General features: G+C 45.2%; 23 protein-coding genes and 1 pseudogene. 5 read left to right on the top strand and 19 right to left on the bottom strand.

Translation table 11 applies throughout. From position 1 onward, the window contains the following. Positions 1-199, bottom strand: a pseudogene (locus tag BGK61_RS18800) (transposase); the annotation flags it as partial. A 119-nt stretch (positions 200-318) separates the two neighbouring features. Between BGK61_RS18800 and BGK61_RS18795 the strand changes: the two are divergent. Both BGK61_RS18795 and BGK61_RS18790 read left to right on the top strand, forming a co-directional pair. Beyond that, on the top strand, positions 319-3303 hold the full coding sequence (locus tag BGK61_RS18795; protein ID WP_076012679.1) for a ligand-binding sensor domain-containing diguanylate cyclase: 2985 nt from the start codon (positions 319-321) through the stop codon (positions 3301-3303). Between the two features lie 192 nt (positions 3304-3495). Beyond that, on the top strand, positions 3496-4128 hold the full coding sequence (locus BGK61_RS18790; protein ID WP_076012678.1) for an SDR family oxidoreductase: 633 nt from the start codon (positions 3496-3498) through the stop codon (positions 4126-4128). Between the two features lie 190 nt (positions 4129-4318). Here BGK61_RS18790 and BGK61_RS18785 read toward each other — a convergent pair whose 3' ends face one another. The 16 genes from BGK61_RS18785 to yceD all read right to left on the bottom strand — a co-directional run bounded on the left by BGK61_RS18785 (position 4319) and on the right by yceD (position 17873). After that, positions 4319-4876, bottom strand: a complete 558-nt coding sequence (locus BGK61_RS18785; protein WP_014998146.1) for a pyridoxamine 5'-phosphate oxidase family protein — start codon at positions 4874-4876, stop codon at positions 4319-4321. Between the two features lie 33 nt (positions 4877-4909). Next, the gene (locus BGK61_RS18780) at positions 4910-5692 is read right to left on the bottom strand and encodes a TatD family hydrolase (RefSeq protein ID WP_076012677.1); all 783 of its coding nucleotides are present in this window, start codon (positions 5690-5692) and stop codon (positions 4910-4912) included. Between the two features lie 62 nt (positions 5693-5754). Beyond that, positions 5755-6642 carry a DNA polymerase III subunit delta' gene (gene holB / locus BGK61_RS18775; protein ID WP_014998144.1) on the bottom strand — a complete coding sequence of 296 codons (888 nt, stop codon included), beginning with the start codon at positions 6640-6642 and terminating at the stop codon, positions 5755-5757. Beyond that, a complete protein-coding gene (gene tmk / locus BGK61_RS18770; protein ID WP_076012676.1) occupies positions 6642-7316 on the bottom strand; it encodes a dTMP kinase in 675 nt (224 codons plus the stop codon). Before tmk ends, holB begins: the two co-directional genes overlap by 1 nt. Before the next feature lie 60 nt (positions 7317-7376). Then, on the bottom strand, positions 7377-8396 hold the full coding sequence (gene mltG / locus BGK61_RS18765) for an endolytic transglycosylase MltG (protein WP_076012675.1): 1020 nt from the start codon (positions 8394-8396) through the stop codon (positions 7377-7379). 135 nt (positions 8397-8531) lie between these two features. Next, complete coding sequence (gene pabC / locus BGK61_RS18760) at positions 8532-9383, bottom strand: aminodeoxychorismate lyase (protein WP_076012674.1); 852 nt, start codon at positions 9381-9383, stop codon at positions 8532-8534. Between the two features lie 432 nt (positions 9384-9815). Then, positions 9816-10352 carry a bacteriocin fulvocin C-related protein gene (locus BGK61_RS18755; RefSeq protein WP_076012673.1) on the bottom strand — a complete coding sequence of 179 codons (537 nt, stop codon included), beginning with the start codon at positions 10350-10352 and terminating at the stop codon, positions 9816-9818. A 617-nt stretch (positions 10353-10969) separates the two neighbouring features. Next, positions 10970-11452, bottom strand: a complete 483-nt coding sequence (locus BGK61_RS18750) for an IS66 family transposase (RefSeq protein ID WP_083648719.1) — start codon at positions 11450-11452, stop codon at positions 10970-10972. 173 nt (positions 11453-11625) lie between these two features. Next, positions 11626-12864 carry a beta-ketoacyl-ACP synthase II gene (fabF, locus tag BGK61_RS18745; RefSeq protein WP_039229651.1) on the bottom strand — a complete coding sequence of 413 codons (1239 nt, stop codon included), beginning with the start codon at positions 12862-12864 and terminating at the stop codon, positions 11626-11628. A gap of 80 nt (positions 12865-12944) precedes the next feature. Beyond that, complete coding sequence (acpP, locus tag BGK61_RS18740; protein ID WP_012518211.1) at positions 12945-13184, bottom strand: acyl carrier protein; 240 nt, start codon at positions 13182-13184, stop codon at positions 12945-12947. A 199-nt stretch (positions 13185-13383) separates the two neighbouring features. Further along, a complete protein-coding gene (gene fabG / locus BGK61_RS18735) occupies positions 13384-14124 on the bottom strand; it encodes a 3-oxoacyl-ACP reductase FabG (protein ID WP_014976326.1) in 741 nt (246 codons plus the stop codon). A 9-nt stretch (positions 14125-14133) separates the two neighbouring features. Beyond that, complete coding sequence (fabD, locus tag BGK61_RS18730) at positions 14134-15063, bottom strand: ACP S-malonyltransferase (protein WP_076012705.1); 930 nt, start codon at positions 15061-15063, stop codon at positions 14134-14136. 99 nt (positions 15064-15162) lie between these two features. Beyond that, positions 15163-16128, bottom strand: a complete 966-nt coding sequence (locus BGK61_RS18725) for a beta-ketoacyl-ACP synthase III (RefSeq protein WP_014949212.1) — start codon at positions 16126-16128, stop codon at positions 15163-15165. Continuing rightward, positions 16125-17150 (bottom strand): phosphate acyltransferase PlsX, encoded by a 1026-nt coding sequence (gene plsX / locus BGK61_RS18720; RefSeq protein ID WP_014998139.1) that lies wholly within the window; start codon positions 17148-17150, stop codon positions 16125-16127. Before plsX ends, BGK61_RS18725 begins: the two co-directional genes overlap by 4 nt. 15 nt (positions 17151-17165) lie before the next feature. Then, complete coding sequence (rpmF, locus tag BGK61_RS18715; RefSeq protein ID WP_012518206.1) at positions 17166-17336, bottom strand: 50S ribosomal protein L32; 171 nt, start codon at positions 17334-17336, stop codon at positions 17166-17168. A 3-nt stretch (positions 17337-17339) separates the two neighbouring features. Continuing rightward, on the bottom strand, positions 17340-17873 hold the full coding sequence (yceD, locus tag BGK61_RS18710) for a 23S rRNA accumulation protein YceD (protein WP_039223971.1): 534 nt from the start codon (positions 17871-17873) through the stop codon (positions 17340-17342). Positions 17874-18026: 153 nt separating this feature from the next. Here yceD and BGK61_RS18705 point away from each other — a divergent pair, with 153 nt between their 5' ends. Next, entirely contained in the window at positions 18027-18647 is a 621-nt protein-coding gene (locus tag BGK61_RS18705) for a Maf family protein (protein WP_076012706.1), read from the top strand. A 51-nt stretch (positions 18648-18698) separates the two neighbouring features. Here the strand turns inward: BGK61_RS18705 and BGK61_RS18700 are convergent, their stop codons facing one another. Then, complete coding sequence (locus BGK61_RS18700; protein WP_076012707.1) at positions 18699-19406, bottom strand: HAD family hydrolase; 708 nt, start codon at positions 19404-19406, stop codon at positions 18699-18701. Between the two features lie 3 nt (positions 19407-19409). Then, a complete protein-coding gene (gene rluC / locus BGK61_RS18695) occupies positions 19410-20351 on the bottom strand; it encodes a 23S rRNA pseudouridine(955/2504/2580) synthase RluC (protein WP_014979112.1) in 942 nt (313 codons plus the stop codon). Positions 20352-21205: 854 nt separating this feature from the next. Here rluC and rne point away from each other — a divergent pair. Further along, positions 21206-24637 carry a ribonuclease E gene (gene rne / locus BGK61_RS18690; protein ID WP_083653886.1) on the top strand — a complete coding sequence of 1144 codons (3432 nt, stop codon included), beginning with the start codon at positions 21206-21208 and terminating at the stop codon, positions 24635-24637. Positions 24638-24741: 104 nt separating this feature from the next. Beyond that, complete coding sequence (locus BGK61_RS18685) at positions 24742-25878, top strand: oxidoreductase family protein (protein WP_076012753.1); 1137 nt, start codon at positions 24742-24744, stop codon at positions 25876-25878. The last annotated feature ends 17 nt before the right edge of the window (positions 25879-25895 follow it).

Genomic DNA, 25895 nt, shown 5'->3' with positions numbered 1-25895 from the left:
TGAGTACATGCAGTTTAAATTCAAAGGTGTAAGGCAATTGCTTATGGATAAAACTATCAAAGCCGTTGATGCGATAGACTTGAGACCAGTAACGAATAAGGTTAGGTCGTACTTTAAACTTTCTACCTAAGGCTCCTGAACTCTCTTCTTGCGCTAGTCGCGCTAGCTTTAACTTAAATGCTCTGTGATGTTTTGACATAAAAAGACCCCCAGTAATTGGATAGTCCAACTATTGGGGGTCACTTCATTTCCGAAGCCTTTTTTGTTTAATTTTAAACTTTTGTACGATTGTAAGTCCGGTGTAATAGCGTAACGTGAGTGTTTAAATTTTATGTAATGATTGCTCACATAATGCGCACTTTGCCGGTACTTTCACTTTTCTTAATTTTAACTATTGCGGGTAGCTTATCCGCACGTGCGCAATCAATTGCACCGGCGTTTCATTCTTACAATATGGAAAGTGGAATTACTCACGTTTCAGTTGCAGATATCGCAGAAGATAAGTACGGATTTATATGGTTGGCGTCTCAGTCTGGCGTTGATAAATTTGATGGCTATACGTTTCGAAACTTTGGGCTGTGGGGAGAAGACAGATCAACAGGACTTCAAACCCTTTATGCGCTTCAAATTGAAGCGAGCATTGACGGTCAATACCTTTGGGTTGGAACATTTAGCGGGTTAAGCCGTATTGATGTAGACACTGAAAAGTTCAGACATTATTCCCTACCCGCTTCTGAGCCGTTTAACAAGCAGGTTATCAATAGGCTTAAAACTACCAACAATGGTCAACTATGGATAATCTCTGAAAGGAACCTTTACACCTATTCTTCAAGTTCAGATAGTGTGGAACTTGTCAGCCACCTGCCCAGTACAACAAGTACATTGACCGATATTGAGCTCATCGGAAATACCCTTTATGTGGCGTCAACAGCGGGTCTTTATAAACTTGACCCGTTTAAAAAGTCACTCGAGTTAGTAGCGTTCGAAAATGTCAATTTTACTAGGTTAGTAGCAGCAGAAAAATCTCGATTATGGTTAGGTACTGCGACCCACGGAGTGTGTCTGTTTAATCCTGATTCACAAAGTTCAACTATCACCAAAAGCTGTACCTCCGAACTTCATGGTTTATCTGATAATTATGTCACTGACATTCTTTTACAAGGCAGTGGCGATGTATGGGTATCGACTGAGCGAGGTTTAAATATTCTGACGTCTTACAGTCCAGATTCAGTATTACCGGTACCCATTAGCGAAAAAGATGCAGCCCACGAAAGAGTCTCCAGCCTATACCAAACAAAAGCGGGGCTAATTGTAGTTGGAACCAAAGATGATGGCTTCTCTATCAGTAATCCCCTGCTTAGTAACTTTTATTCACAAGAAGTAGGCGAAGGTCGAATTATTTCTTCCGTATCAAAGTACAAAGGCAATCAGGCATGGGTAGCGAATGAAAAAGGTCTTTGGCTGTATGATACAGTTAGAAAAACTTATCAAGGCCCATTTACGTCCAATAGTGCCATCTCAAATAACGAAGAAACCAGCGACAAGCTGTTAAGTGTGTTGTATCACGAAAGAGATGACACACTGTGGGTAACAACGCGTACAGGCCTTGCCAGGCTCGATCCTCAAACCAATAACCTTGATATTGTCGCACTTAGAGGCAAATCAGGTTACAGCATTAATATCGATGATGAGGGCGATGTTTGGTACGGAGGCTATAGTGATGGTGTGTTTGTTTATCGGCCATCTGAAGATAGGGTCATTAAACAATGGCCATTGTCGTTAACAACCAGAATTGTGATGGAGGATACAGAAAATGCATGGTTAAGTACGGTTTCTGGTTTATTCCTTGCGAATAAATTGACCGGAGACTTAACAAGCATTAGCGAGTTTACCAACAAAATTTCTGACCAAACTGTAGTAACTTGGATCTCTCGCTCAAAACGGGGCGGATATTGGATAGGAACCCAAGCCGCAGGTTTATTCTTTATGACCAAAGACGGCAATGACTTATCGACCATTAAAATCACGCAAATTAAGCCTGAAAGCCGATTGAGTAAAGTATCTATCGGTGCAATTGTTGAAGATGATGAGTACGGCCTTTGGATTTCTACTATTGAAGGGATAACGTATTTAGCACCAGACTTGACTAACCTTTCTTACTTTGGTGCCGAAAACGGTGCACTGTCTACTGGATACTACATTGGCTCTGTCACTGTCACCGAAAACAACACCATATTATTCGGTGGCGCAGAAGGTGTAACGCAATTTACTCCATCACAGGTAGCAAATGTTAAGTGGTCACCCGGCGTCCACCTTACTAACGTTGAAACTGTCAGTAAAGACGAACAAAACGGAACAACTTATCAACAACGACGGAGTCTTGGAGACACTATTGAGCTTAATCACAACGATATAGCACTTACCATTGAGTTCGCTGCCACCGATTATATGAATGCTAATGAGCTCAGATACGCCTACAAACTCGTAGACTTTGAAAATAGCTGGCGCTTCACCGATTACAAAACGAGAATGGCCACCTATACCAACCTTGATCCGGGGCACTATCGATTTACCGTTAAAGCCATTAACCAAGAGAACGAGTGGAGCAGCAACGAGGCCCAGCTAGAGATCATTGTTACCCCACCATGGTGGGACGAGCCTATATGGCGCGCAGTGATAATACTGTTAGGCATGCTCTTAATTTCTTCTATCGTGTGGCTTAGAATTGCGTCGTTAAAAAGGCGTTCTGCTGAGCTGGCATTAAAGGTTGAAGAGAAAACCAGAGACTTAGAAGCCGTAGTAGAGAAGCTAACGCAACTTTCCACTCAGGACCCATTAACAGGTCTTAAAAATCGCCGCTATTTCACTCAGAGGGCGAAAGCGGCGTGGCAAAGCTATAAACGCCACAATCATACATTCTCACTTTTAATTGTTGATATTGACTTCTTTAAGCGTATTAACGACGAATACGGCCATCAGGTCGGTGACACTGTATTGGTTAAAATAGCGCGAATTCTCGAAGACAGTTTAAGAGAAAGCGATGTCATTGCTCGATGGGGCGGAGAGGAATTTCTTATTTTACTTCCATCACTTAACGTTCAAGAAGCATTTTGGGTGGCTGAGAAGCTGCGTAAAACCGTAGCTGAACACGAAATCGATGCACCACCCTATCGCGTATCGGCCACAATAAGCTGTGGCGTTGCCGATATCCGAGATTACGATAGCGTTGAGGCCTGTATTCATGCTATCGACAAGAAGCTATACGTTGGCAAGGAATCAGGCCGAAACGCAGTAGTAAAATAGCTACCAGCGGCTCGTGGTAACCTCTTAGAACGATATGATTTGCATTGCCATGGAAACGGCAATGCATGCAGGCAGCCTCTCAGCCATGCATTCTATCGCAGTCATTGATCGCTTTCCTTTTAACCCTCTTATGTATTGCAAGTTCTTTATTTGCTTTCGACAAGCGTAATCATCTACAAGGAGGATTTAACCATGGCAAATGTATTGGTCATTGGCGCATCTGGTCAAATAGGTAAGCAAGCAACCGTGAAACTGTTAGATGCTGGTCACAACGTTGTAGCCCCCGTGAGGAGCCCTAACAAACTGTCAGATATTCAAAATGACAACCTTACCGTAACTGAGCAGGATTTAGAGAAAGATTTTTCTGCACACTTTGAAGGTGTAGACGTTGTTGTATTCACCGCAGGTTCAGGGGGTAGCACGGGTGCAGACAAAACACTTATGATTGATCTTTGGGCTGCACGCAACGCAGTCAACTATGCAAAAGCTGCGGGTACAGCTAAGTTTATTATGGTCAGCTCTATTGGTGCAGATGACCCTGACGCAGTGGAATCAGCGATTAAACCATACTTGGTTGCCAAACATATGGCTGATGAGCATCTAATTAATAGCGGCTTGCATCACGTTATTCTTCGTCCAGGCACACTATTAAATGAACCGGGTACGCACTTGGTAAGCACCGACATGCCGCTTAATAAAGACGACGCTGTTATCCCAAGAGAAGATGTTGCTACAGCCATTGTGGAAAGTGTAGCAAGGGAAAATAACGATAACCTCATCACCTATCTGTTTAAGGGCGACACGCCAATTTCGCGGATTTTTTAAGTTGTTTCTTTTAAATTGCTGGGCCCTCTTGCTACTTGCACGCGCGATCCCGTGCGGTCTAAAACCAAGAGGGCCTCGCTATTTGGAGTAGTTATCACAGTCTACGTGTATTAAATGAGCCGCAGAGCACTTATGAACTATCGCGTAATCGCCCTAATTCAGCGTCAACTTAATGATTGTAGATAATTGACTACGGGATCAGCGACTGACTAACCCAGTTTCCGTTCGCGTCTTTTTGATGCCACTCTCGGCTTTGAGGGTTACCCCTTAAATTCAGGTAATCTACACTATCAACAGCGAGCAAGATCACACAGAAATGAGGCGGAACTTCATCGAAATCCCCCTCTACTTGAAGCGCTGAACCATCATTTCTTGGCGTGCCCGGTTCACCCCATAGAAATTGCTTTTTACCTGCGTCTGAAAGCTTGTTCCAGTGCTGTTTGACTAGGTCAGAATCTTGACTCAACGTTATTATCGTCGCATTACAAGAGAAGCGATATTGCTCTCTGGTTTTAGAAAAATACCAACATACCTGCGCATGGGGTTTATGACCAAGCTGGCTATATTTTTCAGAGCGTGTATCAGAGATAACTACCAACTGATTGTCATCAGTAATTCCCCTAAATACAACCGTGCGACAATGTGGCGCACCATTCCCGTCCACCGTAGCTAACTGAAAGTAGCGACTCTCTGGCATACTACGGGTTTGGTGAAGACTCTTCGTCAATCCTTGTCGCCACTGTGGCATTCTTACCTCCAGGTGTAAACCAACTACCTTTCGCTAAGCGGCTTTCTTCTTACCGGCTAACGAGAAGAGTGTGTAGAAGTTTTGGGTGGTAATTTCAGCAAGTTCTTTCACCGACACTCCTTTAAGTTCGGCAATAAACTCAGCGACTTCAACCACGTAACCAGGCTGGTTTTGTTTACCGCGATGAGGTACTGGCGCAAGCCACGGAGAGTCAGTTTCAATAAGTAACCGCTCTAAAGGAATAGCTTTTACCACTTCACGTAATTCATCGGCTGAATTGAACGTCACAATGCCTGAAATAGAGATATAAAAGTCCATTTCTATTGCTGCTTGTGCCATCTCTAACGACTCAGTAAAACAATGCAAAACACCTTTAGTGTGCGCGGCTTTATGTTCGCGGAGTAAGTTGATGGTATCCTCTCTTGCATCCCGCGTATGAATAATTAGCGGCTTTCTAGTTTCGTTGGCGACTTTGATGTGATCGACGAATGACGTAAGCTGAATATCTTTACTTTCCGGGCTGTAAAAATAGTCCAGCCCAGTTTCGCCAATGGCTACGACTTCTTCACGTTGGGCCTTCTCTAACAGTTCTTCATAGCTGCACGCTTCATCTTGATGGAGAGGGTGTACACCACAGGATACTGATACATCTTCAAACTGACTTACCGCGGCTAGCATGCTGTCGTAATCGCCAACAGATACACACACGCACAGGAAGTGCTCAACACCTCGGGTTCTTGCGAAATTTAAAGTTTCAGCCAACTCTTCTGGCCCTTGCTTCAGTCGGTCTAAATGACAATGAGAATCTACGAACAAACTACACCTGTATTAAATATTTACTTTCTGACAAAAGGCATACGCGCTTAACGCTTTGCCTATTATCGTTGAAACTGTTTTAGCAGCCCAAAGAGTACCATCGATTTGTTCACGCCGGCGTGTTGAAGGGTTTTAACTGCATCAACACACGCTTCATAGCGTTTAAAGTCAACAACCTGTTGACGTTTCATGTACTCATCATGGGCCATTTGCTGGCACCACAATGCGATTTGTTGCGCATTGTCCTGCCACTTGTTAGCAAGTGTTTGCACTTGTAAATTTGCATCGCCTGCTAAGAGCGCCTGCATGCCGTCGCTAAAATTGCGATAGCTAATGTCTTCTTCACCACTGAGCGCTTCTTCCACGCGAAGGGGCGCATAGCCATAAGCTGCCAGTAACGCTTCGCTTGCGTCTTCTACGCCTTTGGCGTTCAAGTAGTTCAAACTCTCTGATACTGATGGAAGCGATAGTATCTGCCGTTCACATCGACTTAATATGGTCGGCATAATTTTGTTGATACTGTCAGTAATCAGCAGTAAGAACGTATTATTTGTGGGCTCTTCCAAGGTTTTCAACAGTGCATTAGCCGCAGCTTCTGTCATGGTATCGGCACGAGGGATCAGCAATACTTTATTACCTCCCATTTGCGCAGTACCTGAAAGCTTGGCTATGCCTTCGCGAATTTTATCCACCCCTAACTGCTTCTCACTTTCCAATACATGAAAATCTGGGTGGTTTCCTGCTTGCCTTAGGTGACAACTTTGGCACTGTTCACAGGGCCCATCTATGCTTGGTTGCTTACACAATAACGTGCTGCTTAACCCTAGCGCGAGTTGGTATTTTCCAATCCCTTTCGGCCCTGTCAGCAGTAAACCGTGGTGAAGTTTTTTTGCCAAATAGCGCGACAGTAACGTCGAGAACGTTGCAGCAAACCAAGGCAGTACTTGCATTAGCCTTTCCCCTGCATACTTTCGTTTTGCGCTATGTCACTGCTTGCGCTGTTTATGGTCGTCACATAGTCGTTGATAATAGCAGTCACGTCTTGATGAACCTTTTTCATAGGCTGCATAGCACTTACCACCACGATAGATTCATCTTGCTTAGCAAGGGACAAGTATTTAGCACGAGTACGTTCAAAAAAGGCAAGCCCCGCTTGCTCAATACGGTCAAGCTCCCCTCGCCCACGGGCGCGCTCTAGTCCGACAGCTGGCTCGACATCCAGGTATAAGGTTAGATCAGGCTTAAATCCTTTAAGCGCGATGTTGCTGATGGCCGTCATCGTTTTTTCACTGACGCCTCGACCACCACCTTGATAAGCTTGAGATGATAAATCGTGTCTGTCACCTACTACCCACGCACCAGCATCAAGTGAAGGTAAGATTTTATTGGTCAGTAATTGCACACGCGCCGCATACATAAGAAGTAGTTCAGTCTCCTCACTAACGGTCTCATCCCAGTCGTGTTTTACACATTCTCGAATAGCTTCAGCCATAGGTGTGCCGCCCGGCTCACGAGTTTGCTCAACGCGCTTTCCCGCATCTTTTAATGCTTGAACAATTAGCCCTATTACTGAGCTTTTTCCTGCCCCTTCAAGGCCCTCAACTACAATAAACTTTCCGCGCATTACTTTTTAAACTCTGTTTTTTGTTTAGCTATAACGTACTGGATTTCTTTACCCGTACAGTTATCGTTTTAACTGATATTTTCGCACAGCTGCATTGTGATCAGCTAGCGTGGTAGAAAATTGATGGCTGCCATCGCCCTTCGCAACGAAATATAGTGCATCCGTTGCCAGCGGATGCAGCGCAGCGTGAATGGCTGCCTTGCCTGCCATCGCTATAGGTGTGGGCGGAAGCCCTTTAATAACATAAGTATTGTAAGGCGTTGCCGTTCGTAGATGCTTACGGGTTATGTTTCCATCAAACGTTGGGCCAATGCCATAGATGACGGTGGGATCGGTTTGAAGACGCATATTTTTATTGAGTCTATTGACGAATACGCCAGAAATCATGTCACGCTCCTCAGGCACAGCCGTTTCTTTTTCTATAATACTGGCTAAGATAAGTGCCTCGTAAGGTGTGGCTAGTGGAAGCTCGGCATCCCGTTGCTCCCATTCGCTAGAGACAAAGTCGATTAGCGCGCGGTGTGCTCTTTTCAATACCTCGCTGGCAGTTGTGCCTTTGGTAAAAAAATACGTGTCAGCTAAATACACACCTTCTGTCTGCGAAACGTTGTCGCAGCACCAGTCTACGCCATTGTCTTGGGTGAGCTGGTTTAATTTCTCTTCATTTAAATCAAACACCAAATCTGGGTTTTGCTTAAGCGCTTCAAGCCACTGTGCAAGGGTTAGTCCTTCAACTAAACTCACTGCAAAGAGGTGCTCATCACCTTGGGTAAATAAGGTAAATACATCCACTAACGATTGACCGGGGCGAAGCATGTAAGTGCCTGACTTAACAGATGTACTGCCGGCGAAGAATTTAAGCCATACCTTAGCCACGAAAGGTGATACATCGGTCATGCCAATATTACGCAAATGTTTAACCGTTCGATAAGCGTTGCTGCCGTGTTCTATGGTGAATAAGGTTTCACTTTCTAAAGTTAATTCATTGGTAACCTTGCCTGATATGTACATGACGCCGGAGACTGCCCCTACAACGGCAAGCAAAACAAGCATCAAAAGAATGACTACAGCCCGCTTCATGCTTTCCGTTCCCCATTTTGTTTAATTTTACATTCCATTCTTACTACTTATAGTTTGGTGTAGCACGCAAAGCCGCGATAAGCGCGGTTTTAGTTGTACGCATCCGCCAACAGCGCTTATCGGTCGTTTTGTATGTTAGCTATTTTGAGCTTTAGTAAGCCGTGCTCTTAAATCGAGAATTGCCTTGTTCTTTACGTCAAAATTAACATGAGAAAAATCTGCCATTCGTATTTGACGAACAGGCATTATTCCCATCAAGGCGTTGGTAATTACCACAGCACTTGCTTTCTGCAAGTAGCTTAGGTCATATTGACCTACGTGAAGCGCACAGTTGTCGTTTAGCAGCGAATCAATAAGGCATTGCCTGACTACGCCGTTTACTCCGCTTCCTTTCAACGACGGGGTATACCATTGTTCATTGAGGTAGAAAAACACATTTCCAGCACTCGCTTCAATAATATTATCTTGCGTATCGCAAACGATAGCGTCGTTTACACCAGCCTCATCTACTTCGTGCTTAACTAAGACTTGTTCTAACCTATTCATATGCTTTACGCCTGCAAGCAAAGGCTGAATAGCTAACTTTGTTTGCGCGCATATTACAGCAACACCTTCTTCTTTAAGGCTTTCGTAATGGCTAGGATAAGAATGTTGGCTAAATCTTACTAATGCTTCACTGTCTTCGCTTCGCGCGTAACCTCTTCCCGCCTGTCCGCCAGAGACATGGACTTTCAGCACATACCTAGGCGAAGCGTTTTCCACTGAAGCGAGCTTGATCGTGTTTATTTGCTCAACTATAGCCGCTCTTAGTTCGTGGATGTTAATGTTAAGTTTGATGGCCGCAGCATCGTGCTCTAAACGTGAAATATGATAAGGCAATAATTGCGCTTTGTGTTCGTCTACCAGCAAAGTGGTGAACACACCGTCACCGTAATTAAACGCCCTGTCACTTGGTGAAATAGGCGTAGTGCTAGGAATAATTCTCACTGCCTACTCTTGTTCGCCGTTATTATGGTTGGTGGAAGTATACCAACTTGCGTTGGTCAGACAACTTCTAGCTGAATTGATTTGGATGTACCAATACTGGAAGGGCCCCGACGCTTATAATTTTTGCGTAAGCGTGCAGTAAACAGCACGCTTACAAAGAAATTGAGCCCGAACAGGTATGGACTCACGACTCGTTAGAACAGAATGGACTTTGATACTTATAGTTGGGATGCCTTTCTGAAAGACAACTGGATAGGTACGTCAGATCTTTAGTTTAATTGTAGTAGGCAATCATTAACACCCCACTACTGGATAGGACACTTGCCGTTACAGGAGTAAGCGTCCATGAAGCCACAGCCTCGGTTCATCCAGTAACAATTTTGTCCTTTAAGACGACACCCGATACATGCAAAGCTTGAGTCGGTTCTGCACTCACAAGGAGGCCTGTTGTCGTAGTTTGCACTCACAAAGAGGCCTGTTGTCGTAGTTTGCACTCACAAGGTCTGCTGATGCTATATTCAACTGACTTCGTACAGTGAACAGCTCTTTGGCTTGTTCCAAGCCAAAGAGTTCCACGGCTTCTAACTCCAGCAGTTGCAGTTTCTGTAAGAACTCGGGGGTAGGTTCGTTCTCTGTGAATATTTCGGGGACGAGTATAGTAAGTCTATCTATGAAATCACGTTGTGACGCTGATAATGAATCCTCTTTAAGCACTCTCTGTAACTTCCATTTCCATAGTGACACTTGCTTGTCAGCAGTTAAACTGGCGATAAACACCCGTTTTTCAGTCTCCGTCTGAAGAGAGTTTAAAACATGCACTAAACTCAATTGATTTTTGCCGATGTTGGCATTGAGCTCGCTCGCTAGCTTTTGGACATGGCTATATTGCTCGTTGAGACCACAAGCCTCAGTTTTTGCATTAAGATTTGAACAAAACATAATCAGACACAGAAGCAGAATTTTTTTCATAACAAAACTCCCGAAATTTAGCTAATTTTACATCTACCTCATCAGACGTATAGTCTAAAAGTTATACATAAGTATCGGATTGTCAACTTTTACCGGAGCGTGAAAAACGCCTCATTGGAGATTGCCGATTTGTTCATACACAGCCCAGCCAACAGGCTGCAAGGTGTAGGGTCGATGCTGGTTGGCGTTATTATTGATGCCGCATGCAGCAGCGGGATGGCTCAGGTTTGGACACTATGCAGGTTGACGATTATCTGGTCCATGGCTTCTAGCGCAAACATAGGTTCGTATTTTAATATTCGCCATGCGACGCGGGGAACCGATTCTACCAGTATCTGTAGGGTGTGGTTACTACAATAACATGCAGACCTATCACACAGCGCACTACTCCGGATAAGTGCGCAAAGTTACTCTGATTGCATTTACGATAAGTTAAAGGTCTAAATGAAAACTTCTGACTGATATCAGAAGCTACCAACGACTGAAAGCCCATGAAAAAAGGCTATCGAAAAAAGATAACCCTTAAATATTACCTGCTTGCCTAAGACTGATTTTAATTGCCTGCAATTTTGACTAATTCTCCATAAATATAGTTTTCTTCGTAACCGTCTGCTGATCTACACCTTGCCCGATTTAACATTCCAAGGCAACAGAGCTTCGACATTGCTTGGCGATGCGGCCAGGTGCTTCAGACAATGCATGATGTAATCAAACGGTGTTAAGCCATTGGCTTTGGCCGTTTCAATGATGCTGTAAAGTATCGCACTGGCATTGGCACCACTTTTCGCGTTGCTGAACAGCCAATTTTTTCTCCCAATGACAAAGGGCTTGATGGCTCGTTCGGCATGGTTGTTGTCGATGGTCAGGTTACCATCATTAACATAGCGAACCAGTTTGTGCCATTGGTTCAGGCTGTAGCCAAGCGCTTTACCCAATGTGGTTTTAGGTGGCACCTGCAAAGCCGATTTATCCAGCCAGGTTTTATATTGGTTTAGCAGAGGAAGTGTTACAGCTTGCCTGATCTTATACTTCTGCTGTGCTGCTGGTCTTCTAGGATCTGCCGCCACTCGTCCGGGCTTCGAAATTTTCTCATTGCTCACTCCGTATTTAACTTTGGAGCCAGCTTACCGAGATTTCATCACCCTTTAAATGTGCTGTTTACTGCACGCTTACATTTTTGCCATGAAAGTTAACGCTATAAACAATGAAAGGCAGCCGAAGCTGCCTTTTAACTTTACGTGAAGTTCACTTAATCAGTGATAATTACGCTATATTAGATACGCTTGAAAATCAATGAGCCGTTCGTACCGCCAAACCCGAATGAGTTACACAGTGCGTAGTCTTCACTGAATGCCTTCGCTTTGTGTGCAACAAAGTCTAAGTCGCAGCCTTCACCTGGTTCATCCAAGTTAATGGTTGGCGGCGCCATTTTGTCACGCAGTGCCAAAATAGTGAAAATTGCCTCAACTGAACCGGCGGCCCCTAGCAAATGGCCCGTCATTGACTTGGTAGAGCTAACAAGTAGCTTGTGAGCATGGTCATTGAACACGCGTTTCACCGCGGCTACTTCAGCAATGTCACCTGCAGGCGTAGACGTACCATGTGCGTTAACATAGCCGATTTCGCTTGCATCCAACTTCGCATCATTTATCGCGTTTTGCATAGACGCAGCCGCGCCTTCGCCATCTTCAGGTGGAGAAGTCATGTGATATGCGTCGCCGCTCATGCCAAAACCAACCAGTTCTGCATAAATGGTCGCGCCACGCGCTTTTGCTGCTTCGTATTCTTCTAGCATTACCACGCCAGCGCCCTCACCCATGACAAAACCATCGCGGTCTTTATCCCATGGGCGGCTTGCTGCTTGTGGGTTGTCGTTTCGAGATGACAACGCACGTGCCGCGGCAAAACCAGCCATGCCTAGCGGAGTAATAGACGCTTCTGCGCCTCCGGCCAGCATGGCATCAGCATCGCCGTAAGCAATCGTTCTTGCGGCAATACCAATGTTGTGAACGCCTGTTGTACAAGCAGTCACAACGTTTAAATTCGGTCCTTTCAACCCTTCCATGATAGACAAAAAGCCTGAGATCATGTTGGTAATAGTTGAAGGTACAAAAAATGGCGATACGCGCTTAGGACCGCTATTTGTCAGTTTCAAATGGTTTTGTTCAATTTGTTCTAAACCACCAATACCTGAACCAATAGCTACACCTACACGATGCGCATTATCTTGTGAAATAGTTAAACCAGAATCGACCAAGGCTTGCTTGCCTGCTGCTATACCCAGCTGGATAAAGCGGTCCATTTTCTTGGTTTCTTTCTTTTCAATGTATTCCTGCGGATCAAAATCATTAATTTGACCTGCGAAACGGGTTGAATAGTTACTACAATCGAAATGGGTGATTTCACCGATGCCGCTTTCGCCCGCGAGCAATTTGCGCCATGTGTCTTCGCTATTAAGACCTAATGGTGAAAGCATTCCAAGACCAGTAACCACTACGCGACGTTTTGTCACAAAAAGCCCTCGCTTTGGAACTAAGGTAGGAGATACAAAAACGGCTCTGTTAGAAGAGCCGTTTTGTCGCTACTTAAGACTTAAGCGTCTTTGTTAGCGTTGATGTAATCAATTGCTGATTGAACAGTAGTAATTTTTTCTGCTTCTTCGTCAGGAATTTCAGTATCGAATTCTTCTTCCAAAGCCATTACTAGCTCAACAGTGTCAAGTGAATCAGCGCCTAAATCGTCAACGAATGAAGCTTCTGCTTTTACTTCTTCTTCTTTCACGCCAAGTTGTTCAACGATGATTTTCTTAACGCGTTCTTCAATGTTACTCATAATTCTAGGTTTCCCTTAAACGTCACTAGATAATAAAAGTGCCGCTAGTTTATTTTGCAAGGTGCATCCTTGCAAGCACCAGTTTAAACAAATTTTCTGGTCAAACCAGCGACATTCGAAATTCGTAAAATACTATTTTTACATCCAAGTTCGGGTAAATACCACCCCAAACTAAGGAAAATTCGCAATTTTTGCGAATTTACCCCATATACATACCACCATTTACATGGATAGTTTCGCCTGTAATATAGGCTGCACCATCGCTTACTAAAAAGGCAACAGTGGCTGCAATTTCATCAGGCTCGCCTAATCGGTTAGCCGGAATATCTTTGAAAATGGCTTCTTTTTGGTCATCGGTCAGCGCTTTTGTCATATCGGTATCGATAAAACCAGGCGCTACAACGTTGATGGTAATACCACGAGAAGCCACTTCACGCGCCATAGATTTAGAAAAACCAATGACCCCTGCTTTCGCTGCAGCATAGTTTGCCTGTCCAGCATTACCTGCACTGCCCACCACTGAACCAATGTTCACGATGCGACCAAAACGCTTCTTCATCATACCGCGAAGTACCGCTTTTGACAGTGTGAAAATTGAGGTTAAGTTGGTGTCGATAATGTCCTGCCACTCGTCATCTTTCATGCGCATTAGCAGATTATCACGTGTGATACCGGCATTGTTGACCAAGATATCGATACCACCATGTGCTTCATTAATTGCTTTAATCGTGGTATCTACGCTTTCTTTGTCGGTGACATTTAGTGCAAAGCCTTTGCCGCCGAATTCAGAAAGATAATCGCTGATCGCTTGCGCACCATTTTCACTGGTTGCGGTTCCGATAACCGTAGCACCTTGCTGAGCAAGCTGCGTGGCAATCGCTTTGCCTATACCTCGGCTTGCGCCGGTAACAAGCGCAATTTTACCGTCTAATTGACTCATTGCGTTTCCTTATTGTTTTAATGCTTCAACACCATCAGGTGTATTAACTGCAAGAGATTCTAGGCTCTTGTCGATACGTTTGTTCAATCCAGTAAGTACTTTACCAGGACCTACTTCAATAACGCGCTCAACGCCCGCTGCCGCCAAATATTCAACAGTACGTGTCCATTGAACGGGGCAATATAGTTGTCTCACTAATGCGTTCTTGATTGCATCACCTTGGGTTTCTATAGTGACATCAACATTGTTCACAATATTGATTGCAGGCTCATTAACGTTCAATGACGATAATGCGTCTTCTAACTTATCTGCTGCAGGACGCATTAACTCACAGTGAGAAGGAACGCTTACCGCAAGCGGAAGTGCGCGCTTTGCGCCCGCTTCTTTACACGCATTAGCAGCTTGCTCGGCGGCGTTCTTTTCCCCTGCAATAACCACTTGGCCTGGAGAGTTAAAGTTAACTGGTGCAACTACATCGCCTGTAGCAATAGCAGTTTGCTGACAAATATCAGCAATGGCGGCATCGTCTAACCCGATAATGGCATACATGGCACCCGCACCTGCTGGTACAGCTTCTTGCATATATTTACCACGGGCTTCTACAAGCTTGATTGCATCAGCAAAATCCATGGCGCCGCCACATACTAATGCTGAGTACTCACCAAGGCTGTGACCCGCAAGGTAATCTACGTCTATGCCCTGCTCGCGAATAACACGCCAAATTGCTACGCTAGCAGCAAGCAACGCTGGCTGAGTGATATGCGTTTCGTTAAGTTTACCGTCTGCATCGTTTTGGACTAAATCCCACAGGTCGTAGCCGAGCGCGTCAGAGGCTTCTTTAAACGTTGCTTCGATAATGGGAGAAGTCTCAGCAAGTTCCTTTAGCATACCTACGCTTTGAGAACCTTGTCCTGGAAATACACAGGCTGTCTTTGTCATGTCGATTCCTTATTATTTTTAATTTACTAGAAACGAGAAAACGTCGGAGATGGAGTGCCCCTATCGAGGCAAAAATCACCAAGGCAAATATCTGCAAGGCTAATAGCGTACAAGCGCCGATGCCCAAGCAAATCCGCCTCCGAATGCTTCTAGTAATAAATGCTGTCCGCGTTGAATGCGCCCGTCTCTGATAGCTGTATCAAGCGCTGTAGGCACAGTAGCAGCAGAGGTATTACCATACTGCTCTAACGTAAGCACTACTTGATCAAGAGACATATTCAGCTTTTTAGCTGTCGCTTTAATAATTCTAAAGTTTGCTTGGTGAGGTACTAACCAGTCAAGATCAGATTTTTGCATACCGTTGGCAGCAAGGGTTTGTTCAACCACTTCTGAAAGCTTGGTTACCGCAACCTTAAAGACTTCATTACCACGCATCACACCCCAGTTCTCGTGAACCGACTGCTCGTCACCACGGGTTGGATTACCCACGTAAAGCAAATCACCGTGAGAGCCTGATGCGTTGATATGTGTGGAAAGAATCCCAGGTTCATCGCTAGCTTCAATAATCGTTGCGCCTGCCGCATCGCCAAACAAGATAACCATGGTTCTGTCTTCAGGGTTTATCAAACGGCTTAAACAGTCGGTACCGACAACAAGAATACGTTTCGCCATGCCAGACTTAATATATTGATCGGCAACACTTAATGCGTAGCAGTAACCTGCACATGCAGCAGCTACGTCAAAGGCAGGGATACCGTCAATATCAAGAATGCGTTGAATTTCACATGCTGTGCTTGGAAGCGCATAGCGACCACTTGTGGTAGCGCACACAATCATGTCGATAGATTTCGGGTCAATGCCAGCCATTTCAATGGCTTTCTTACTGGCTTCTGCCCCCATGGTAGCAGCGGTTTCATCTGCTCCAATAATACGTCGCTCTTTTATCCCGGTACGGTCAGTGATCCATTCGTCACTGGTGTCCACCATTTGCTCTAAATCTGCGTTTGTACGCACGTCGCTGGGATAATAGCTACCTGTTCCTATAAAGCGTGAATATTTGCTCAAAGCTGCTCCAACAATACCGTTTCTATCTTTGTCTTTATCTTTTCAGGTAAATGCATCTTTGCTTCTTTCATTGCTTGCACGATGGCGTAATAAAAGGCGTCTTTTTGTGCATTTCCGTGACTCTTGATAACAATGCCGCGCAATCCTATCAGACTCGCACCGTTATACTGGTCGGGGTTCACGCTGTTATAGATAGATTTCAGTAATGGGAAGGCAATTTTTGCTAATAATCGGGTGTAAAAGTTCTTCTGTGACTGGCGTTTTACTTCGTTTATCACTAACTTAGCCAGCCCTTCGCTCGATTTAAGCGCTACGTTTCCGGTAAAACCGTCTGTTACCACTACATCGGCATGATCGGTGAAAATGTCGTCACCTTCCACATAACCAATATAGTTTATGCCTGGCGCATCTTTAAAAAGCTGATCGGCAGATTTTACCTGCGCGTTACCTTTAATATCTTCTTCGCCCACGTTCAATAAGGCAACTCTTGGCGATTCAATCCCCGCCACCTCTTGTGCAAGCACTGAACCCATAACACCGTACTGGAAAAGAATTTCAGGAGTACAGTTCACGTTAGCGCCTAAATCTAAAAGAAATACGTTATGGTGCCCTGTTGTAGGCATCATATTAATGAGTGCGGGCCTATCAATGCCTGATAAGGTTTTAAGCAAATAGAATGATAAGGTAAGCAGTGCACCAGTATTACCTGCGCTTACGCACGCGTCAGCCTCGCCACTCTCGACAAGCTCAATAACGCGACGCATAGAAGAATCTTTTTTGTTTCGTAGCGCTGACGTTGGCGCTTCGCCCATCTCAACCACTTGTGAGCAATGCACAATAGTAACGCGTTTGCGCTCAGAATCGGTAAGGGGCTGAATACCGGCTTTGATGGTATCTTCATCACCGCATAGCGTGAAGTGCACGTCTGGGTGAAGTTGAATAGCCTTTACGGCTGCGGGAAGGATAACAGGGGGACCATGATCGCCCCCCATGATATCTAACGCGATGGTTAGTTTAGACAAAATGTAGTCGCCGTATTACGCGCCGATTACTTTCTTGCCTTTGTAATAACCGTCAGCGGTCACGTGGTGACGACGGTGAGTTTCGCCTGACGTTGAATCGACAGACAAAGTCGCGCCTGTCAATGCATCGTGTGAGCGACGCATACCGCGCTTAGAACGCGTTTTACGATTTTGTTGTACTGCCATAACTTACTCCTGGTCTCGCTTAAGTTCTTTCAAAACCGCGAAAGGGTTTTGTCGCTCTTGTTCCGGTTCAATCTTTCCAAACGACATATCGTCTTGCTTCACTGTACACTCCGACTCTGCATGAAGGGGCACAATTGGCAAAGATAACAGTAGCTCGTCTTCAAAAATTTGAAGCAGATTAACTTCTCCGTGGTCGTTGACCTCTACCGGTTCGTAAGCCTCGGGAATGATGTCATCGCTTTCCTGTTCTTCTCCCTGCACTGGAGTAAAACAGAATTCCGCTTCCACGGGATATTCGAGTTCACCATTACACCTTTGACAGATAAGTGTTACCTGCGTGGCTAAATGGCCGTGAAAGACAGTAAGACCCTGCGCGTCTTTTTCGAACTGTACTTCTGCGTCCACATAGTCATTGCATCGGACAACTGCTTCACTCAATCGTTCCATATCTTTAGACGCAATCACGCCCCGGTAATCGGAACGTTTCATGGCACTTTTAGTCGGTTCAACCGAATGAGGGAGTTTCACTTTCTGCATAGGGCGCGCATGATATAGGGTCAACCCCTTCCTGTCAAAGCAAAATTGCGTTTTAACTTACAATAAAACGCTGTATGTGGTGCGTAGTGATAATGTAACATTGTACTACTAACTGAAAGTACGCAACATATTGATTTCATAAAAGGAGTAACTGTGGCCTCCCTTGTTCTTGCCTCATCATCGCAATACCGAAAAATGTTGCTCGCCAACATTGGTATTCAGGTAGACACCCACGCACCAGATATTGACGAAACGCCCTTCGCGAACGAAAGCCCTACTGCTTTGAGTTTACGTTTGGCTGAACAAAAGGCGCACAAGGTTGCCGCTGAATTAGAAAAGGTAAATAGCGACACCATTATTATTGGTAGCGATCAAGTAGCTTTGGTACAAACCGATGCGGGCCCGCAGCTACTCGGCAAACCTAGCACGTCAGAAAACGCAGTAAACCAGTTGATGGCATGCCAAGGTAAGCAAGTGTCATTTTATACTGCACTTTGCCTTCACCAGCCTAGCGCCAATAAAACGATAACACAGGTAGATGAAACACGAGTATTCTTTCGCCATAACAGTGAAACTGCCATTCGCGCCTATGTAGATAAAGAGCAGCCACTTGATTGTGCTGGCAGTTTCAAAAGCGAAGGCATGGGAATATTACTGTTTGATAAAATAGAGAGCCGCGACCCTAACAGTTTAATCGGCCTTCCTATAATGCTGTTAAATGAACTACTGGGCGCGCACTTCAATGTCGATTTATTAGCAATGGCTGCACAGTAAGCCACTAATTCTGTCAGAGCAGCTCTATCAAAGCAGTGCTACAAACCAGCGCTATTTAAATAGCGCTGTCTCTAGTTCACTTATGGAGTGTACAAGTGCCACAGGTGACAACGCTTCTAAATGAACCTGCGCATGAACGCCGTATGAGACCCCTATCCTATCCATACCGATAGTTTTCGCCATTTGCATGTCGTAGGTCGTGTCACCAATCATTACGGCATCTTCTATTTTTACACTAAGTTCATCAAGCAACTGTAGGAGCATGTCGGGCGAAGGCTTGGATTCTGCCTCGTCAGCGGTACGTGATGCACTAAAGAAGCGTCCCGTCCCTGTTTGTGCCCACGCTCTATCAAGACCACGACGCGCTTTACCTGTCGCAACGGCCAATGTACATCCCGTTTCTTTCAAATTGCTAAGTAACCGTTCAACGCCATCAAACAACGGACACGGCGTTGTATCACGGGTAACAAACGCCTCTTTATAGGCGGCTACTAAACGCTCGGCTAACTCATCATCATCAATATTAAAAAGCTGTTTAATGGCGGGCTTTAAACTTATACCAATAATATGACCCACTTCTTCGTAAGTAGGAATTGGCATATCACATTGTTGTGCCGCATGTTGCATACAACTAACAATTTTCGCCGCCGAATCCATTAACGTGCCATCCCAATCAAAGATAACTAGTTTATACTTTGGAAGTTTTTCATTTAATGAAGTGAAAGGCTGTGCTACTACAGCCTGATTCTTTGAATGCATAACTTACAGCGCTTTAAGTGTATTTGAGAGTGTGTCGTCTAATGGCGCGGTAAATGTCACGCGCTCTTCAGTCGCTGGATGCAGCAATGAAATACTGCGAGCGTGAAGGAACAGTCTATTCAGCCCTTTCTGGCGCATTGCCGCGTCAAAATCCGCATCCCCGTATTTAGGATCGCAAGCAATAGGATGACCCGCATGCAAACAGTGAACGCGAATTTGGTGAGTTCTCCCAGTAATAGGCGACGCTTCAACCAAGGTTGCACCTGCGTATTCCTCTAATATGCGATAGCGAGTTTCTGACGGTTTACCATCGTCACTTACACTTACCATGCGCTCACCCGATTGCAGCACATTTTTACGAAGCGGCGCTTTAACTTTAAATCGAGTTTTAGGCCACTCACCTGCAACTAGCGCATTATATCGCTTGTCCATTTTACCTGTGCGAAGTTGTTCGTGCATGTGGCGAAGGGCAGAACGCTTCTTGGCTATCAAAATACAGCCTGACGTGTCACGGTCTAGTCGATGTACCAGTTCCATAAATTTGGCATCGGGACGCAAGGCTCTTAAGCCTTCGATTAAACCAAAGCTTAAGCCGCTTCCACCGTGAACTGCCATTCCAGATGGTTTGTTTATAACAAGTATACGGTCGTCCTCGAAAAGGATATGCGACTCTAATGATGCAATTTTATCGAGCTTAGGCGATGGCGCAGGCGCACCTTCCGACACGCGAACCGGTGGAATTCTGATTAAATCGTCAGCTTGTAACTTGTATTCAGGCTTAACACGACCTTTATTCACTCGCACTTCACCTTTACGTAAAATGCGGTAAATCATGCTTTTCGGCACGCCTTTTAATTGGGTGCGTAAAAAATTATCGATACGTTGACCAGCCAAGTCGGCTTCAACCGTTACAAATCGTACTTTTTGGGGAGCTTCTTCTTTCATAGGCGCATTATACCCTATTGCAAAGTACCCAACATACTGAAACTTACGTTTTACTAAAATAATTATTATTGTGGGTGCTTTGCTAGACCAAGCGACAGCCAAGAAACCTCCATTACCGCACAGTTTTTATCCAAAGCGCATATTTCCTGCATTTAACTATTCACTTTATACGAATTATTCACTCGCTTTCCTTGCTAAAATTCGAGTTTTAGTGCGATAATCATCGATGTTTTTAACACGGTTAAATTCACGTAAAACGAAAGGTGTGGAACAGGCATTCCGTTGCCGCACTTTAACAATGTGGAACTCAGCGTTATAAAAACAACAACAAGACCAAAAACCAGCACGCCTAAAACGTGTGTTGTTTTAACTTGTAAACGATAAAAGCATGGTTTGAGCGTTGGTGACATCAGCAATGATAAGTGTTCGATGAAACAACACATTCATACCGACCCCGCGAGAGAGGCAACGACTACACTGCCGTAAGAAGCGAGACCATGCTTGCGAACATAAAATAAGTTTGCCGTTTAGCTAACAGAATTAAATGACAATTGAGTGGTGTAAATGATGCCACTTGAAAAAATGAAACGAGTAATAAGGGCTTGTCGCTCCCGACATCCTTAAAGCAGTGTGATTACGAATGCACCTATTCGATGTTACGTGTCAACTCACGAACGTATAGGTTTGCGCTTACGATAAAAGGCGCTTGTTTATTCGCGTAAATGATCACCCACCAGGGATAATGCGACGTTACAACAAGGTCCCCGTCCAGCCGTGAGGTTGCGCGGTGAGGGTTTGCACATGTCACTTTAATTTTGTGTCTTAACGGCTGTACGAAAACAGAGTTAGATACAATGAAAAGAATGTTAATTAATGCAACTCAGCAAGAAGAGTTGCGCGTTGCCCTTGTCGACGGGCAACGGTTGTACGATTTAGATATAGAAAGTCCAGGACACGAGCAGAAAAAAGCGAACATCTACAAGGGTAAAATCACCCGTGTCGAACCTAGCTTAGAAGCTGCTTTTGTTGACTACGGCGCAGAGCGTCATGGTTTCCTACCCCTCAAAGAAATTGCCCGCACTTACTTCCCTAAAGGTTACAAATTCGAAGGCCGCCCTAACATCAAAGATGTGATCAAAGAAGGCCAAGAAGTTATTGTTCAAATTGACAAAGAAGAACGCGGTCAAAAAGGCGCTGCATTAACTACATTTTTATCGCTTGCCGGTAGTTACCTTGTGCTTATGCCAAACAACCCACGCGCTGGCGGAATCTCACGCAGAATCGAAGGCGATGAGCGCACAGAACTTAAAGAGTCACTAAGCAAATTAGACCTTCCTGACGGTATGGGTTTGATTGTTCGTACTGCGGGCGTTGGTAAATCTTACGAAGAACTAGAGTGGGATTTAAAAGTACTGCTTACCCATTGGGAAGCCATTTCAAGCGTTGCTGAAGAGCGTGAAGCGCCTTTCCTAATTCACCAAGAAAGTAACGTAATCGTGCGTGCTATTCGTGACTACCTACGTCGCGATATTGGCGAAATCCTTATTGATAAAACCAGCATTTACGAGCAAGCATTGCAGCACATTCAACTTGTGCGTCCAGACTTTGCCAGTCGCGTAAAGCTTTATCGCGGTGAAGTACCGTTATTTAGCCATTACCAGATCGAAAGCCAAATTGAGTCTGCATTCCAGCGTGAAGTTCGCCTTCCTTCTGGCGGTTCGATTGTAATCGACCCAACAGAAGCACTCACTTCAATTGATATCAACTCTGCCCGTGCCACAAAGGGTGGAGATATTGAAGAGACAGCGCTTAACACAAACTTAGAAGCGGCAGACGAGATTGCCCGTCAATTGCGCCTTCGCGATTTGGGTGGTCTGGTTGTTATTGATTTCATCGATATGACGCCAGTACGTCATCAACGTGAAGTTGAAAACCGCATGAAAGACGCAGTGAGAAGCGACAGAGCACGAGTACAACTAGGTCGTATTTCTCGTTTTGGCCTTCTTGAAATGTCCCGTCAGCGCTTACGCCCGTCTTTAGGTGAGTCTGCACACCACGTGTGCCCTCGCTGTTCTGGTCACGGTACCATTCGCGGCACGGAATCATTGGCTCTGTCTATTCTTCGCATTTTGGAAGAAGAGAGCATTAAAGAAAATACAGGCCAAATTGAAGCACAATTACCTGTTCCAGTAGCGACATATCTACTCAATGAAAAGCGTAAATCTATTCAGCTACTTGAAAAGCGCCACGGTGTCGATTTACTGCTTATTCCTAATGCGAATTTAGAAACACCTCACTATCAAGTACTACGCCGCCGTCCAGATGACGTAGTGTCTGAAGCAAGTTACGAAGTAGAATTGATGCCCGCGGTTGAAGCGGAAACAGAAACTACCACTTCTGCGCCTGTTAAGCGTGAAGAGCCAGCACTAAAAGGCCTTGTTGCCCCAACGGCGGCTCCAGTTGTGGCGCCTAAAGAAGAGCAAACCAAAAAAGGCGATGATGTGCCTTCACTATTTGCTCGTTTAGGTAAGTGGATTAGTGATTTATTCGGTAGCGAAAGCGAAGAAGAAACAAAAGCGGACAAGACATCACAGTCTGCTAATAAGAATAGAAATAACCGTAGCCGCAACAACGATGATCGTCGTCGCAAGCCGCGTAATAAAAACAATCGTCGAGGTAGTCAGTCTCAAAATAAAGACCAAAACCGCGATGGTGAGCAGCAGGATAACCGCAAACCACGTGGCGAACAGCAACGAGACCAGCGTCAAGATCAAGATGACAAGCGCAACAACAAAGGTCGTAAACCGCGTAAGGCTCAACAACCACGCGATGAGCAACAAAAGCCTAAGCAAGAGAAGCAAGACGGCGAGCAGCAAGAAAACCAAGCGCAGAAGAAGCGTGAAGTTGCTGAGCGCAGAAAGCGCCGTGACAAGCGTCGTAGTGTTCGTGTGAAAAAAGATGACGTTGCAGTAAATACCGCCGAACAAAGCGAAGTTCAAGCTGCACCAGTTGCCAAAGAAGCACCAGCGCAAAACAAAGCTAAAGCTGAGAATCAACCTAAAGCGCCAAAAGCAGAGAAAGTAGAAGAGCCAGTTGAAAACACTGTTGAGCCGAAGCAGAGTGAGCAAAAGCCATCAGTTAAAGCTGCGCAAAAGGCGGCTGAGAAACCTGCTGAAGCGAAGCCAGTTTCGGATGCTTCAAAGGGTGATCATGATTCATCTGCAGTAACTAGCGATGCTGTTGAAGGCACTGATGCGAATACTGATGCTAACAGTGAAGAGCATGGTCAAAAACGTGAAGGTCGTGGCCGTTCTCGCCGCTCTCCACGTCATGTTCGAGCAGCGGGTCAACGTCGTAAGAAAGAAGCGCAGCAAGTTGACGACGCAGAAACCCAAGCTAAGCAGCCTGGCGAACTTGCACCACAAGAGCCAGAGGCTGACGTTAAAGTAGAAGTTAATGCTGAAGCGCCTGTTGTCGAAGAAACACAAGCACAAGAGCCTGGGCAACTAGCGCCAGCTGATGAGCAAGCTGTTTCTAAACAGGAGAAGCAAGAAAAAGCAAAGCTTGACGTTGAAGCCGTTCAAGACGAACTTCAGTTTGATGCAGAGCCTTTAGCCGATGAGAAGCCTTTAGCTGGTGAAGAGCCTTCAGCCGGGGAAGAGTCCTCAACGAAGGATACATCTTCAGCGAAGGATACACCTTCAGAGGAAGAAAAACCTCCTACAGGCGATGAATCACCAGCTAGCGAAGACATTGCGAATGAAGCCAAATCTTCTAAAGAAGTACAAACTTCAACGCAAGAAAGCGAATCTGTGGAAAAAGCGCCGGAAGCAGAATCAAAGCAAACTGAAACTGCTGATAGTACCGCAGAGCTTGCTGCACCAGTAGAAACAAAAGAGGAAGCGACAGCATCTCCAGAGCAAGTTGAAATTAACTTGGCTGATGCGCCTGTTGAAGTAGAACCTCAAACACCTGGGCAAGAAGCGAAAGCGGGTGCACCAGATGTTAACGAGAAGCCGACTGTGAAAGCATCCTCACCGACAACTAGCTTAGCAGCAAGCGGCAAAGGGAAACGCGGTGCTTCGCATCCTATGGCGTTACCTACAGCCGTAAACGATGCTTTCGTTGACGTTGCTCTAACAGCTAAGTCTGACGAAGCGCGACCTGCGCTTGCAGTATCTGGTAAGGCAGCAGCGATGTCGCATGTAACGTCACGTGCGTCAGCGTCTACAACGCTTCCTAAATCAGCAGACGAAGTTGTTGAAGAGGCAGCAGCGACTGAATAGCTTCAGTTGCTAGCGCTCTACTAGCTAGACAACGTAAAAGCCGCTTTCGAGCGGCTTTTTTGTTTGTTAGATTGTTTTAAAAGTGCAACGAACACGGGTATTACATGACAGACGTGGTAAACCAGCAATTTGTAGATTGGTTAGCCAGCCTATGCAACGCACAGGTTCACAACACGCAAATGATCCAGCCCCTTTGGAGTGGCTACGGTGCATGTTTTCGGGCTACATTACGCTTTTCTAGTAAAACTGATTCAAGGTTAAACAGCGAAAGTGGTGCTTTCTGCCAACCTACCTTAGATCAAAACCATAAAAACAAACTAACTACACAAAAAACAAGTTTCAACGAGGTCACTAAAGTCGTCGTAAAATGCGCCACGTCACCAAACACCCTCTCACATCCCCGCGGATGGAATGGTGAAGCAAGCCATAAGCGAAAATGTCAGTCTTTTAAGATAGAGAACCATTTCTACAGTCAAATTCAGGTGCTAACTGATGCTTCATGCCGCACTGCAAGGTGCATTGGGTACAGCCAACAAGGCGAAGCTTCACTTCTGGTAATGGAAGATTTAGCACAATGTGGCTATGCACGCACTGCTTCAGCGCTAACCGTTGCACAGTGTAAAACAGTATTAAAATGGTTAGCCCATTTCCATGCGCGCTTTCTAAACGCTAAAAATGAGCTCGATAGCCGTGGTACTTCCCTTTGGGAGGAAGGAACCTATTGGCACCTGGCAACCCGTGAAGACGAGTTTCACGCTATGCCTGATGGAGCTTTAAAACAAAATGCTGTAGCTATAGCCACAACGTTATCCGATGCTAATTATCAAACGCTAGTACATGGCGATGCGAAAGTCGCCAACTTTTGCTTCAACGAAGATTTTTCCGGCTGTGCCGCCGTCGACTTTCAGTATGTGGGTTATGGTGCAGGGGTAAAAGATGTTGCATACTTTTTGGGCAGTGCACTTTCAACACAAGCACACGTCGCTCACCGGGATGAATTGCTTAATACCTATTTTCATTTTTTAAACAATGCATTGCACGCACGTTTAACTCACTGTGACTCTCCACCTGCTTTTGAGCAAGATGATATCGACCGCATTATCCGCGAATGGAGATACCTGTACCCGTTTGCCTGTGCGGACTTTTATCGCTTTTTAGCAGGCTGGAGCCCAGAACACTGGAAAATAGATGAAGAGCTTCTGTTTCAAACAGAGATTGCTTTAGAAGCACTAAAAAATTAGTGCATATTCAGCACTAG

The organism is Alteromonas abrolhosensis (assembly GCF_001953635.1).
Lineage (GTDB): Bacteria > Pseudomonadota > Gammaproteobacteria > Enterobacterales > Alteromonadaceae > Alteromonas > Alteromonas abrolhosensis.
This window is presented reverse-complemented; position numbering and strand designations above follow the sequence as displayed.